Here is a 13,989-nt window from a genome sequence, read left to right on the forward strand (position 1 = left end):
TCCACCTGTTCCCATTTCGAACACAGTAGTTAAGCATCCACAGGCCGAAAGTACTTGGGGGGCAGCCCCCTGGGAGGATAGGATGTTGCCGGTTAGAAGCGTCTATGATTTTAGTTAAACTATTGTCATAGACGTTTTTTATTGTCCGAAAAAATATATATGGAAAAACATGAACTGTATAAGTAATAATCTTATACAGTTTTTTTATATTTATAGCTAATATTTATGCTATTATATAATAATGACATAAATATATTTAGAGATTTAAAAGGAGAGATTTGATAATGGAAGCACAGATTTTATTTGTTGCACCATTTTCCGATTTAGCGGATCTGGCTAAACGTGTTATAGAAGAAAAATTTCCCGATAAAAAAAATCTGTTTCAGGTGGTAAAAGGTGATTTAAAAGAAGCGGAATCTTTAGTCAGTGCAGCGGTTAATAATGGTATAGAAGTAATTGTCAGCAGAGGTGGGACAGCTTCCTTAATTGAAAAAAAGTTTGATATTCCAATTATGTATATTCAGGTAACGATTACGGATATTTTACAAGCAATTTTAACATATGATAAATATCCTGACCATATTGCAATTGCTGGTTTTAGCAATATGGTTTATGGTTCGGAAGAATTAGAGAAAATATTACATATAAAATTTACAGAAATAATATTAAATGATGTAAATGATGCCGAATATAAAATTAAGGAAGCTGTTAAGAATGGAATTAAATTAGTAGTTGGTGATGCAATTTCTGTAAAAATGGCGAAAAAGAATGATATTGATGGCATTTTTATTCAATCAGGCAGGGAGTCTGTATACAGAGCGTTAGAAACAGCTTTGCTAGTAGCATCAATACGAAGAGAAGAGCAGCGAAAAAGTGAACAATTACGTACAGTAGTCAATAAATCTCATGATGGAATTATTGCTGTAAATAAAAATGGCATTATTAATGTTTTAAATCCTGTTGCTGAAAAGATATTTCATATTACACATTTCGATGCTCAAGGACATGATTTATCAATTTTACTGCCTGATTTGCAGAAAAATTTACAAAAAAACGATATTATAGAAATTTATGATAAGAAATATACAATAAAAGGAAATGACATTTATGTAAAAGAAAAGATACAGGGCAGTATTTATACCTTGCAAAATATTTCTGAAGTACAAAAAATGGAAATAAATATAAGAAAAAAATTATTTACCAAGGGTCTTATTGCTAAATATAAAATGGATGATATTATTGGCAGTTCATTGCCCTGTACTAATATGAAGCGTAAAGCTGCCAAATATTCTTTAACGGAGTCAACTATACTGATTACAGGCGATTCAGGAACTGGGAAGGAAATGCTGGTTCAAAGTATTCATAATTTGAGTACACGGAGCAATGGACCTTTCGTAGCTGTAAACTGTGCAGCATTACCAGAAAATCTATTAGAATCAGAATTGTTTGGTTATGTGGAAGGGGCTTTTACCGGAGCAAAAAAAGGTGGTCGTCAGGGATTATTTGAATTGGCTCATTCTGGAACTTTGTTCTTGGATGAAATAGGGGAAATGCCATTACCTTTGCAGTCAAGGATTTTACGTGTTTTGCAGGAAAAAGAAGTCATGCCTTTAGGCGGAGAAAAAGTTATTCCAGTTGATGTTCGTATTGTAGCGGCTACTAATAAAAATTTATTACAGATGGTTAAAGCGGGAAATTTTCGTGAGGATTTATATTATCGCTTGAATATACTTAGAATCCATATGCCGACACTGCAGGAGCGGAAGACAGATATTCCGTTGTTAATAGCCAAATTTTTGCAGGATATGAAAAATATTAATCTGCGTATTACTGGAATGAGTGAAGATGCTCAAAAATATTTGATGAATTATAATTGGCCAGGCAATATCAGGCAATTTGTTAATATGATGGAACGAATTATGTTACTATCGACAGGACCTTTAATCGATTTGCGGGATGTACAAGATGCTTACGCTGATGATTTAGAAAAAGATATTGTTGTTACTAGCAATGAGCAGGAATCACAAATTGTAAATAATGTACAGAAATTAAGTGATGTGGAAGAATCTTTTTTAAATAAAATTCTAGCTGAAGAAAATTTTAACTTTACTAAAGCGGCTAAGCGTTTGGGAATACACCGTACTACTTTATGGCGTAAATTGAAAAATATTAATAATTGCAAAAGAAAACACTAAAACAGCAAAAAGCAACATTATATGATGCAGAATTGCATCATATAATGTTGCTTTTTATTATTGAACCCTATTATTATTAGAAATTTGAAGTTGGCACGCTCTTTGCATAATATATGAGTAAATGATTGCAAAGAAGGCGATTAAATGAGTAGACTAGCTGTTATCGCTGATGATTTAACAGGAGCCAACGATACGGCGGTACAATTTGCTAAAAAAAACATGTCTTCCTATGTGAAGCTCAATATAGATAAATTAGAAGACAATGATAGTGATGTTTTAATAATAGACTCTGACAGCAGGGACTTATCAGCAGAACAAGCTTATAAAAAAGTAAAAAATATTTCGGAAAAAATATACAAACAGAATATTTCTTGTGTTTATAAAAAAATTGATTCGACTTTGCGGGGAAATATAGGTGCAGAAATTAAAGCAGTTGCTGATGTTTTTTTACCGGAAATTGTTATTGTTGCACCGGCTTATCCTAGCAATGGACGTATAACAGTAGGCGGTTATCATTTGTTGGACGGAATGCTATTGGAATATACGGAAATAGCACATGCGCCAAAGACACCTGTAGATAAATCTTATATTCCTTGTATTATAAGACAGCAGGTTGATAGAAAAATTGGGGTCTTGGAATTAAAGACTATAAATAAGGGTTTGGCAGAGGTAAGAACACAAATAAAAAAATTTATAAAACAAGAAACTAACTGGATAGTTTGTGATGCGGCTAAGGAAAGTGATTTGCAGCTAGTAACGGAAGCTATAAAGGAATATCAAAATATTTTATGGGTTGGTTCAGCGGGGTTAGCCGGATACTTAAATGATTTTTATAATTGGATAGGAACAGCACATATTGATATTGCTGAACGCAGTGGCTCGGTTTTGATTGTGGCTGGAAGCATAAGTCATATAACACAAAGACAGATAAAATATTTGATGGCAAATAAAAATATAAAAACAATTAAAGTTGACATAGCACAAATTTTTATAGATAAAAAGCAGGAAGAAATAAAACTGGTGCAGTTAATGAATAAATATATGTCTTGTAAAATGGATGTTTTGCTCACTGCAGCCACCGATGATACCGATGTAGCAAAAGCTGCATGGTTAGGGAAACAATATGACGTGTCATTAAAAGAGGTAAGTGAAAAAACAGCCTGCTTTATAGCTGAAATAACAGCTAAATTGAATTTAGAACAACTAGCAGGGATGGTTTTAACTGGTGGTGATACAGCTGTGCATATTTGCCGTGCTATAAATGCTGATGCGATCCAGATAATAAATGAAATAGATACAGGCGTGCCGTTAGGGATACTTTATGGAGAAAATATAGAGCCAATATTTGTAGTTACAAAAGCAGGCGCTTTTGGTAAAGGGGATATATTTGTACAGGCGATAGACGCAATAAGAAATGGTGGGCATAAACAGAAGGCACAAGTAGAAAGGATGATTAAATGAAGCCGGTATTGGGAATTACAATGGGGGACGCTGCAGGGGTTGGCCCTGAGATAATAGTTAAGGCATTGCAGAATAAAGAGGTATATGAAACAAGCAGACCGATAGTATTTGGCGATAAAAAAATAATGCAGAGGGCGTTAAGAATTGTCGGGGCAGAACTTAGATGCCGTGCAATTGGAGCAGTAGAAGATGGCGGTAATGAGTATGGCATTATCGATATAGTAGATCTGGATAATCTGCCAGTGGATTTGCCATTTGCCAAGGTAGATGGCAGGGCTGGTAAAGCCGCATATGAATATATTGAAAAAGCGGTAGATTATGCGATGCAGGAAAAAGTGCATGCAATAGTTACGGCACCATTAAATAAAGAAGCGTTAAATAAAGGCGGAGTGCATTATCCCGGACATACGGAAATTTTAGGACATTTAATGGGGCAGAAAGATTTTTCTATGATGCTTACAAGCCCTAAGTTGCGAGTAATCCATGTAAGTACCCATATTGCCTTAAATAAAGTTTCTGAAGTAGTAAAAAAAGACCGTATTGAAAAAGTAATTGACTTAGCCTATGATGCATTGCGTTTGATGGGAATAGAAAAGCCACGCATTGCTGTTGCAGGTTTAAACCCACATTGTGGTGAGGGTGGGTTATTTGGCACAGAAGATGAACGGGAAATTGTTCCAGCAGTTAAGGCTGCGCAAGCTAAAGATTATGATGTGACTGGTCCGGTTCCACCAGATAGCGTATTTCATCGGGCTGCTAATTTAAATGAATTTGATATAGTTGTGGTAATGTATCATGACCAGGGACATATTCCAATTAAGGTATTGGGCTTTGACAGTGGTGTAAATGTTACGGTTGGATTACCCTGCATTAGGACATCAGTTGACCATGGAACAGCTTTTCCAGTAGCAGGAACAGGCAAGGCCAGTAGTGAGAGTATGATGGCAGCTTTGGAACTTGGTGCAAAAATGGCATCAGTGAAGTTTGCTGATATTTTAGTAAAATAAATTTTATAAATAGGGGATTTTAAAATGAAAGACGTTGAAGTAAAAGGTATTATAACACCAGTAGTAACAACATTAAATGAAGATGAAACATTTAATCCGGAAAAATATACAGCATTTATCAATAAACTTATTGATGCCGGTGTAAGTGGTATATTCCCATTGGGAACAAATGGTGAATTTTATGCTTTTAATAATGAAGAAAAGCTGGAAATAATAAAAACAGCAGTGAAAGCAGTAAACGGACGTGTTCCTGTTTATGCGGGCACAGGCTGTGTTACAACCAAAGAAACCATTGAATTATCCTTGAAAGTTAAGGACTTAGGTGTTGATGTGTTATCAGTGATTTCACCATATTTTGTAGCAGTATCACAGGATGATATTTATCGTCATTACAGTAAAGTAGCTGATGCTGTTGATATGCCAATACTCCTTTATAATATTCCGGGTAGAACAGGCAATAATATTGATTTTAAAACAGTGAAAAAATTATCTGAGTATAAAAATATTATCGGGATCAAAGACAGCAGTGGTAATTTTGATAATACCTTAAAATATATCGAAAATACTGATTCACGTTTAAAGGTATTAGCTGGCAGTGATTCACTTATTTTATGGACACTTATGGCTGGCGGTGCTGGTGCGATTTCGGGCTGTTCCAATGTATTTCCAGAGTTAATGGTAGATATTTATAAATATTGGGCTGCCGGTGATATTAAAAAAGCTAATGAAGCGCAGAAAAAAATACGTCCTTTCCGTAATGTAATGCAGATGGGCAATCCAAATTCAGTAGTAAAACTTGCGGTTAATTTATTGGGTAATGATGTTGGTCCAGCTAGAGAACCATCAAATTGTACAAATCCGGTTATTGTAGACACTTTAAAAGAAGTCTTTAAGTTATATTGAATTATTATTAGGAACGATAAACTGAAAATTTATAATATACAGGAGGATTAGCGATGGCTATTCATCAGTTCAGTACAGAAAGCACAATGTTTATATTGGCAGTAGTTGTTCTATATATTATATTAACTAGTTGGCTTAGTGTTAAACTTAGAAGTAAAACCAGTGAACAGTTTATGAATGCTGCAAAGGCAATGCCGGCAGTAATTGTAGGATTTTTATTGATGACGGAATTCATTGGAGCAAAATCGACAGTTGGAACAGCCGAATCGGCTTTTGAATATGGTATGGCAGCAGCATGGTCGGTACTGGCAGCTGCAGTGGGCTATTTATTATATGGATTGTTTTTTGTAAAACGTCTTTATAAATCAGGCGAATTTACAATTTCTGGTGCAATTGCTCAAAAATTTGGTCGTTCAACAAAAATGATTGTTTCAATAATTATGATTGCAGCTTTGTTATTGGTAAATGTAGGTAATTATATCAGTGGGGCAGCAGCATTAACACGTGTAATGAATATTAATATTCCATTAGCAATGTTGATAATAGCAATAGTAAGTACTTTTTATTATGTCCTAGGTGGAATGAAAGGTGTGGCTTATGTAACTATAATTCATGCGGCATTAAAATATATAGGCGTTATAATAATACTGGCAGTAGCGTTATCATTGTCTGGTGGAATTACTCCTGTTATTAATTCTTTGCCAGATTATTATTTCACCTTTGATGGACATATTGGAGGAGCTACAATATTTGCGTGGGTAATAGCTACTTCTGGCTCAATTTTTTCTACACAATTTGTAATGCAGGCAATATCTTCAACTAAAAGTGCTAAAGATGCTCAAAAAGCTTGTTTTATAGCTGTGGGTTTATGTTTACCATTAGGATTAATTTTAGCAGCTATCGGCGTAATTGCACATTTTCTTCATCCACAGATGCGAGCATTATTTGCTTTGCCTGTGTTCATTCAACAGATGGGGCCAATTTTGGCAGCAATAGTAACTACTTCTATTGTAGCAGCTGTTTTTGTTAGTGTAAGTACTGTTGCATTAGGTATTGCATCTTTGGTGGTAGAAGATTTCTATGTACCTAAGTTTAATCCAGAACCTCAAAAAAAATTAAAAATGACACGCATTATTTCAATAATTATTGGTTTCCTTCCATTATTATTCGTATTTGGAGTACCAGAAATATTAAAATTATCATTCTTTACAAGAGCTTTACGTTTAACAATTGCTGTCGTAGCAGTATTGGGTTTTTATTTACCATTTTTCAAAAGTACCTGTGCGGCTAACATAGGATTAGTTGTAGCTGCAGTAGGAACAGCAGTATGGTATCTGCTTAATAACCCGTTTGGTATTGATAATATCTATATAGCGTTGATAGTACCAGCTGTTGTAATGACTATTGAAAGAGTAATGTCTAAATTATTTACTAATAAAGATAATCAGGAAGAAACAATAGTACAGCATAATAAAGAAATTTTGCATTAAAAATAAGGTGAATTGTATGATTTTTGGAAATTTAAACAATATAGAAAATGAACTGCATTTTTATCCTAAAGCAGTTCAAAAAGGTATAAATTTTTTACTAGATAAGGAAAATTGGCAGCTCGAGCCAGGAAAATATCAGATAGAAGGCAATGATATATATGCGAAAGTTACTGAATATGATACGGAAACTGTAAAAGCACGTCATCCGGAAGCACATGTTCAATATATAGATATACAGTGCATAATAAAAGGAAAAGAAAAAATTGGTGTAGGCAGACTTCTGCCTGCATTTGATGAAAAAAAAATTTTTAAAAATGAATTAAAAGAAAATGATATTATACGCTATAATGACATTGATCAGGAGAATTTTATTGAGTTGAATCAGGGTTCTTTCGCGGTTTTTTTCCCTTGGGATGTACACAGACCAAATTGCAGTGTACAGGCATCACCGGAACATGTGAAGAAGATAATAGTAAAAGTAGCAGCTAGACTGCTCTGATAAAGAAGGTAGAAGATATGAAAAACACTAATGTGGTATATATGAAAAAGGTAGAATCAAAAGTTGATGAAGATATATTTGATGGCAAAATAAAACAGGATGCTGAAAAAAATTATGATTATGCATATTTGCCAACGCAGTGCCCACAAAATCATGCATCAAAATTATTGGAATTGTCCAATGGCGATATTTTATGTGCATGGTTTGCCGGAACTCAGGAAGGTGTAAGTGATATATCCATCTTTTTATCACGTTTGAATAAAGAGACTGACTGCTGGTCAAAAGCAGAAAAGATGTCGATGGATCCGGAGCGTTCAGAACAAAATCCGGTGCTTTTTGAAGATGACAGTAAAAAACTGTGGTTGTTTTATACGGCCCAGAAATATGGCAATCAGGATACAGCAATTGTCCGTTATAGAACATCGGAAGATTATGGCTATACATGGTCAGATGAAGATGTTTTTTTTGATGAACCAGGAACTTTTATCAGACAGTCAATTATTATATTAAATGATGGGACATGGTTATTTCCAATATTCCGATGTGCGGTAAAAACTGGTGAAAAATGGACAGGGGATCATGACACATCAGCGGTAAAAGTATCAGCGGATAAAGGAAAAACATGGCAGGAATATACAGTGCCGGATAGTGTCGGTCTTGTGCATATGTGTATTAATAAACTTAAAGATAATACTTTAATAGCGTTGTTCCGCAGCAGATGGGCCGATAATATTTATCGCAGCACATCGACTGATGGCTGCCATTGGACAACACCGATAAAATTGGATTTGCCTAATAATAACTCATCTATACAGTCATTTGTATTAAATGATGGAGATATTGTAATGGTATTTAATAATATAAATAGTACCCAAAGTGAGCAAAGACGGACATCGTTATATGATGAAATAGAAGAAGGCCGTGTAGATGATGCTGAACGCAATATAACACACGCTGTTCCTGAGGATAAATTGGGACGAAAAGCTGTATGGGGAGTGCCGCGTGCACCAATGACTATAGCCATATCACATGACGGCGGTCTTACCTGGCCTGCAGTTAAGATTATTCAGGATGGTGACGGGATCTGTCTTAGCAATAATTCTAAGGAAAAGAAAAATCGTGAATTTTCTTATCCGTCAGTACTCCAGAGTCGCGATGGCAAAATTCATATGACGTTTACCTATTTCAGACAAGTAATAAAACATGTAATACTTACTAAAAATTGGATTTTAGAAAAATAATTGGAGGAATTAAAATGCAACAATGTCAGTTAACAATACCAGCAGTAATATATGCTGGACAGGATTCAGTAAATAAAATCTCAGAAATTATCGCTAAAGAAGATGCCAAAAGCATTTTGATTTTTACCGATAAGGGATTACATGAACGTGGTTTATGTGATGACGTAATAAAGGCCTGCGGGCAAGTACCTTATAAAATTATTGATGATTTGACACCTGAACCAGCAGTAGAAGATGTGGAACATGTTATTGCCGAAGTTGGTATGGAAAAAGCTGACCTTATTATAGGTGTTGGCGGAGGCAGTGTTATGGATGCGTCCAAATTAGTCAGTGTAATTGTTGGTGCAGATTATAATTTGCGTGATTTATTAAAAGATAGCAGCATTGCCAGAAAACAAATAAAAACTATTATGGTACCGACAACCTGTGGTACTGGTTCAGAAGCTACCTGCAACGCAATTGTGGCAATTCCGGAAGAAGAAACAAAGCAGGGAATTGTAAATGATGGCATGATTCCTGACTATGTAATTTTAGATGTTAATATGATAGCTAAATTACCACCGCAAATTATTGCGGCAACCGGCGTTGATGCGTTGGCACATGTTGTGGAGTGCTTTACTTCCAAAAAAGCAACAGCATTAAGCGACACATATGCCAAAGAAGGAGCCTGCAAGATTTTTCACAATATAAAACAAGCTTATAATAATGCCGATGATATGCAGGCTAAAAGTGAAATGATGATTGGAGCATTTTATGGCGGAGTGGCAATAACCGGGTCAGGAACTACAGCTGTTCATGCACTTTCTTATCCGTTGGGCGGCAAATATCATATTGCACATGGCGTGTCCAATGCCATTTTATTTGCCCATGTAATGGCTTTTAATAAAGATGCCTGCGCCGATCGTTTGGCACAACTATGCGATGCGGTATATCCGGAATTATCAGCTAAAAGTGTTGATGAAAAAGCAGATTATATAATAAATGAAATAGCATCTATTGTAAAAGATACCAATATTCCTGTAAGCTTAAAAGAATTTGGTGTAAAGGATGACGATCTTGATTTTCTTGTAGATGCGGGCAGTAAACAGACGAGATTATTGGTTAATAACTGTAAAGAATTATCTTTAGATGATATTAGAAATATTTATAAAAAGGTAATGTAATATGCTGCTGGAAAATAAATACGCAATAGTAACCGGAGCCACTAGAGGTATAGGACGGCAGATTGCTTTGACGTTGGCAAAAAATGGTGCCGACTTGATTGTGACCGGAACAAATGATAAATTATTGCAGCAATTAGCTGAGGAAATACAGTCATTAGGTCAAAAATGTTTTGTTAATATTGGTAATATAGCAGACCCGGCTGCAGCAAAGGCTTTGGCAGTAAATGTAGAAAAAAATTTTCCCCAGATAGATATTTTGGTAAATAATGCTGGGATAAATATGCGAAAACCGACACTTGATATGCTTGATGATGAATGGCAGAAAATTATTGATGTTAATTTAAATGGAACGTTTTACACATGTAAGGCAATACTGCCTTACATGGTAAAACAGGAACATGGCGTTATTGTAAATGTTTCATCAAGTACAGCAAAAACACCGCATCGTAATGCAACGCCTGCTTATGGTGCATCTAAAGCAGGAATTAATTATTTGACGCAGCACTTGGCTTTGGAAATGGCTAAATACAATATACGGGTAAACGCTGTTTGCCCCGGACCAATTGAAACAGATATGTCCAAACAATGGACAACGGAGTATCGGAAAAAACTATTGGAACGTATACCACTCAAAAAGTTGGGACAACCGGCAGATGTGGCAAATATGGTTTTATTTTTGGCATCCGATATGGCGGTATTTATAACCGGGGAAAGTATTAATATCAATGGCGGCATCTATATGAATTAGATCATATTGTACTATCAATATAAACTATAGATATATTAGAATATGGAAAAAATAATGCCGTGATAGCAGATAATTGCTTATCACGGCATTATTTTTATCCTAATTATTTTTTAGAGGCATAGTAATATAAAGCGTGCCATAGACATAGGGGGCTAAGGCATAGGGCGGGTAGATAAGACTGATATAGAGCTTATTGTCTTTTTTGCTAATACAGTAGTCCTGCGGAATATATAAGTCACCGATAAAGGAATCTATTGAAACTGGAGTATTTCCATCACCGCCTAAAATGACAGCTTCCTTATTATCAAGCATTTTTTGCAGCTGGGGAGCTGTTATAGTAAGATAATGAGAGAGTGGAATTCGTTCACCGATAGTTTTATCATAGACAACGCCGTTAATAAAGTAATTGCCATGAGCCGCACCCTTATAGAAGCGGTATTCTTTAAAAACGAGCGAGACGATTTTAGCGTCATTGTAAGTAATATTATAATACATAGAACTGCTGGTATCAGGGATACTGTCAACAGCAGCCCGCATATCGGACAGATAGTTTTGGATATCGCGGTTAATCTTGAAGTTTATTTCGGAATCATTGGTCTGAATAACAGGATAATTGGATTTTTCACTGCCAATATAAAAAGATTTATTGATAATATCATTGGCATAAACAATATTAAAATTTATACAGGTAATTAAGGCGAACAGAGAAAAAATAATTAAAATCTTATTTTTGCACGATGACATGATGTGATACCTCCCTATTATTTGTTATAATAAACATAGCATTAACTAAGTACAATAGTCAATGACAAAATCTTTTGAATAATTAGTTATGCAAGAAAATCATAAAAGGTATTACACCTAGGTATCATCAGAATTTATCGGGGGTTTTTATGTTATAATAGTGGCAAATAGCGGTTTATAAATGGAGGAATCAGTATGGATTTTGTTTGCTCGGAATGTGGTCATCGGGAAAGTACCAATACGTATAGAGCTAAGTGCAGCAAGTGCGGTGGCTTATGGAAATTGGATTATACAGCACCTAAGTTTGATCTGGCTAAAGTAGATAAAAATACCTGGAGTATGTTTCGTTATCGGGAATTTATGCCGATTGAAAATGATGCTTGGCAAAATATTTCTTTAGGCGAAGGTATGACACCAATCATTAATTTTGCCGATGGTGTGCTGTTTAAAATGGATTATTGTATGCCGACGCTTTCGTTTAAAGACCGCGGAGCAGCTATGCTGATAGCCCATTGCAGCAGTATTGGGGTAAAAAGTGTTGTACAGGATTCCAGCGGTAATGCCGGTGATAGTGTGGCAGCATATTGCGGACGGGCAGGTATAAAATGTGAAGTTTTTGTACCTGAAGCAACATCACCTAAAAAAATTGGCATGATACGCGCGCATGGAGCTATGTGCAATGTAGTAAGCGGCACACGTGATGATTGTGCTGAAGTCTGCCGGGCTAAGGTAGCTAAAGATGGTGATTATTATGCTAATCATGTATATAATCCGTTTTTTTATGAAGGTACTAAAACATATATATATGAAGTTTATGAGCAATTGGGCAGAATTCCTGATAATATTATTATACCGTTGGGAAATGGTACGTTATTCCTAGGGGTAATTAAAGCCTTGGAAGAATTTTTGACCGCGGGCATCATCGAAAAAATGCCGCAGCTTATTGCGGTGCAAAGTGAACATTGTGCACCATTTGTGCAGGCTGTAGAGCAAAAATCAGATGTTCCGGTGGAAGTGGAAGTTAAACCAACTTTGGCAGAAGGTATTGCCATTGGAGTACCAATGCGTGGCAAGGAAATTTTACAGTATATTTATAAATATGATATAAAGATGATTGCTGTTCCAGAAGAAAAGATTTTGCCGACACGCGGGCAATTGGCAGCACAGGGGATTTCCTGTGAACATACAACTGCAGCTAGTTATGCAGCATATCAGATCTATTGCGAAAAATACGGAAAAATAGCTGAATGCCTAATTCCAATGTGTGGAGCTGGATTAAAATCAGAACCATGGTAATAAAAAAAAAAAACTGTTGTGGAATTTCCACAACAGTTTTTTTATTTATTTTTCTGTGTCTGGCGTATTTTTTTCCAATGCAGGACGCAGCGGATATTTTTATGAAGATGAGGAACTGCAAAACAACGATTACAGGATACACAAAGCGATTTATCACTTTGCCCAGTGGCAAATTTTGTCAAGATATCGGGTTCACAGATAAGCGCCCGCCCTAAAGAAATTAATGGGATATTACTGTTTTGAATTTTTTCAATGTCTTCGATACTTTTAATGCCGCCAACAATACTTATTGGCAGGGTAGTATGTTTAGCAAAAGAATTTATTCTATCGAAATAATACAGGGAATCAGTGCGGGATTTACTAAGAAAATCAACGCCGCTCCACTCGATGAATTCAACGTCAAGTTCTTGGCATTTTCTGATGATATATTCCATGTCGTAAGCATATTTGCGATCATCAGCATTTGTGTCATTATTTATTTTTATGGCTACAGGGAAATCAGCGCCGCATTTTTCTTTTATACCGCTGATTATTTGGGCACACAGACGAAATCTGTTTTCAATATTGCCGCCATAAATATCAGTTCTTTCGTTAAATGTTTCGTCAATAAAGCGTGATAACAAATAGCTGTGGGCGGCGTGAATCTGCACACCGTCAACACCAGCCTGCTTAAGGCGATAGGCAGCAGCAATAAAAGATTCACGAATAGTTTCTATCTGCTCCATAGATAAGGCAGCAGCATGTCGGTCCTTGCGTAAGTCACATTCGCTGACATCATAGTATTCATCAGTATCAATAGCGCGTGGGCCGGCATGATTTATCTGTGGCATAAATAAGCTGTTATGCTTATGAATAATTTCAGCGGCTTTGGTAAATTGCGGAATGTATTTATCATCATCAATACGTATCTGTTCTTTATTGGCCAGTCCGCCAGCTAAAACGCAGCAATGACCACTTATGATAAGGGCGATATGGTTTGCTGCCAAGTCATTGTACATTTGATATTCGACATCGGTCATAAAGCCGTCTGTATCGCCTAAAAAACTATGTACAGCAGAACGTATGAAGGGATTTTTCAAATTTAGGTGCTTAAGTTTTGTAGATTTATCTATTGGAATCATTTTTCTGTCCTTTGTAAAAAATAGTGAATAATATATGAAGTAAATAAAAAAATATTTACAAAAATAATTGTGATAAAGCAGTTATACGAATATTATCCGCTCCCTATATAGGGAGCGGATA

At 35.7% G+C, this 13,989-nt stretch carries 12 protein-coding genes and 1 rRNA gene; 11 read left to right on the forward strand and 2 right to left on the reverse strand.

Features of this window, described 5'->3' with window-relative positions; translation table 11 throughout:
- The 10 genes from rrf to HNR32_RS10370 all read left to right on the forward strand — a co-directional run.
- Positions 1-94: ribosomal RNA gene (gene rrf / locus HNR32_RS10325) — 5S ribosomal RNA — on the forward strand; the annotation flags it as partial.
- Between the two features lie 190 nt (positions 95-284).
- Complete coding sequence (locus HNR32_RS10330) at positions 285-2,195, forward strand: sigma-54-dependent Fis family transcriptional regulator (RefSeq protein WP_183862358.1); 1,911 nt, start codon at positions 285-287, stop codon at positions 2,193-2,195.
- Positions 2,196-2,339: 144 nt separating this feature from the next.
- On the forward strand, positions 2,340-3,656 hold the full coding sequence (locus tag HNR32_RS10335; RefSeq protein ID WP_183862360.1) for a four-carbon acid sugar kinase family protein: 1,317 nt from the start codon (positions 2,340-2,342) through the stop codon (positions 3,654-3,656).
- The gene (gene pdxA, locus HNR32_RS10340; protein WP_183862362.1) at positions 3,653-4,663 is read left to right on the forward strand and encodes a 4-hydroxythreonine-4-phosphate dehydrogenase PdxA; all 1,011 of its coding nucleotides are present in this window, start codon (positions 3,653-3,655) and stop codon (positions 4,661-4,663) included. The genes HNR32_RS10335 and pdxA overlap by 4 nt, the downstream gene beginning before the upstream one ends.
- 24 nt (positions 4,664-4,687) lie before the next feature.
- A complete protein-coding gene (dapA, locus tag HNR32_RS10345) occupies positions 4,688-5,566 on the forward strand; it encodes a 4-hydroxy-tetrahydrodipicolinate synthase (protein ID WP_183862364.1) in 879 nt (292 codons plus the stop codon).
- A gap of 53 nt (positions 5,567-5,619) precedes the next feature.
- Positions 5,620-7,056 carry a sodium:solute symporter family protein gene (locus HNR32_RS10350; protein ID WP_183862366.1) on the forward strand — a complete coding sequence of 479 codons (1,437 nt, stop codon included), beginning with the start codon at positions 5,620-5,622 and terminating at the stop codon, positions 7,054-7,056.
- Between the two features lie 16 nt (positions 7,057-7,072).
- Complete coding sequence (locus HNR32_RS10355) at positions 7,073-7,555, forward strand: NanQ anomerase/TabA/YiaL family protein (protein ID WP_183862368.1); 483 nt, start codon at positions 7,073-7,075, stop codon at positions 7,553-7,555.
- A 17-nt stretch (positions 7,556-7,572) separates the two neighbouring features.
- A complete protein-coding gene (locus tag HNR32_RS10360) occupies positions 7,573-8,796 on the forward strand; it encodes a sialidase family protein (RefSeq protein ID WP_196611137.1) in 1,224 nt (407 codons plus the stop codon).
- Between the two features lie 14 nt (positions 8,797-8,810).
- Positions 8,811-9,959: an iron-containing alcohol dehydrogenase gene (locus HNR32_RS10365; RefSeq protein WP_183862370.1), complete on the forward strand. Its 1,149-nt coding sequence runs from the start codon at positions 8,811-8,813 to the stop codon at positions 9,957-9,959.
- 1 nt (position 9,960) lies between these two features.
- The gene (locus HNR32_RS10370) at positions 9,961-10,707 is read left to right on the forward strand and encodes an SDR family NAD(P)-dependent oxidoreductase (protein ID WP_183862371.1); all 747 of its coding nucleotides are present in this window, start codon (positions 9,961-9,963) and stop codon (positions 10,705-10,707) included.
- A 99-nt stretch (positions 10,708-10,806) separates the two neighbouring features.
- Here the strand turns inward: HNR32_RS10370 and HNR32_RS10375 are convergent, their stop codons facing one another.
- Positions 10,807-11,451 carry a PdaC/SigV domain-containing protein gene (locus HNR32_RS10375; RefSeq protein WP_183862373.1) on the reverse strand — a complete coding sequence of 215 codons (645 nt, stop codon included), beginning with the start codon at positions 11,449-11,451 and terminating at the stop codon, positions 10,807-10,809.
- Positions 11,452-11,646: 195 nt separating this feature from the next.
- On the opposite strand from HNR32_RS10375, the gene HNR32_RS10380 reads away from it, so the two are divergent.
- Positions 11,647-12,747, forward strand: coding sequence for a threonine synthase (locus tag HNR32_RS10380; RefSeq protein WP_183862375.1), 1,101 nt, complete (start codon positions 11,647-11,649; stop codon positions 12,745-12,747).
- Positions 12,748-12,788: 41 nt separating this feature from the next.
- Here the strand turns inward: HNR32_RS10380 and HNR32_RS10385 are convergent, their stop codons facing one another.
- Positions 12,789-13,868 carry an NADH:flavin oxidoreductase gene (locus HNR32_RS10385; RefSeq protein ID WP_183862377.1) on the reverse strand — a complete coding sequence of 360 codons (1,080 nt, stop codon included), beginning with the start codon at positions 13,866-13,868 and terminating at the stop codon, positions 12,789-12,791.
- Positions 13,869-13,989: the final 121 nt, after the last annotated feature.

Source organism: Pectinatus brassicae (assembly GCF_014201835.1).
Taxonomy (GTDB): Bacteria; Bacillota; Negativicutes; order Selenomonadales; family Selenomonadaceae; genus Pectinatus; species Pectinatus brassicae.

Coding starts and splice junctions, on each gene's coding strand:
- HNR32_RS10355 (WP_183862368.1), top strand. CDS start 7,073: ATGATTTTTGGAAATTTAAACAATATAGAAAATGAACTGCATTTTTAT.
- HNR32_RS10380 (WP_183862375.1), top strand. CDS start 11,647: ATGGATTTTGTTTGCTCGGAATGTGGTCATCGGGAAAGTACCAATACG.
- pdxA (WP_183862362.1), top strand. CDS start 3,653: ATGAAGCCGGTATTGGGAATTACAATGGGGGACGCTGCAGGGGTTGGC.
- HNR32_RS10335 (WP_183862360.1), top strand. CDS start 2,340: ATGAGTAGACTAGCTGTTATCGCTGATGATTTAACAGGAGCCAACGAT.
- HNR32_RS10365 (WP_183862370.1), top strand. CDS start 8,811: ATGCAACAATGTCAGTTAACAATACCAGCAGTAATATATGCTGGACAG.
- HNR32_RS10385 (WP_183862377.1), bottom strand. CDS start 13,868: ATGATTCCAATAGATAAATCTACAAAACTTAAGCACCTAAATTTGAAA.
- HNR32_RS10330 (WP_183862358.1), top strand. CDS start 285: ATGGAAGCACAGATTTTATTTGTTGCACCATTTTCCGATTTAGCGGAT.
- HNR32_RS10375 (WP_183862373.1), bottom strand. CDS start 11,451: ATGTCATCGTGCAAAAATAAGATTTTAATTATTTTTTCTCTGTTCGCC.
- HNR32_RS10360 (WP_196611137.1), top strand. CDS start 7,573: ATGAAAAACACTAATGTGGTATATATGAAAAAGGTAGAATCAAAAGTT.
- dapA (WP_183862364.1), top strand. CDS start 4,688: ATGAAAGACGTTGAAGTAAAAGGTATTATAACACCAGTAGTAACAACA.
- HNR32_RS10370 (WP_183862371.1), top strand. CDS start 9,961: ATGCTGCTGGAAAATAAATACGCAATAGTAACCGGAGCCACTAGAGGT.
- HNR32_RS10350 (WP_183862366.1), top strand. CDS start 5,620: ATGGCTATTCATCAGTTCAGTACAGAAAGCACAATGTTTATATTGGCA.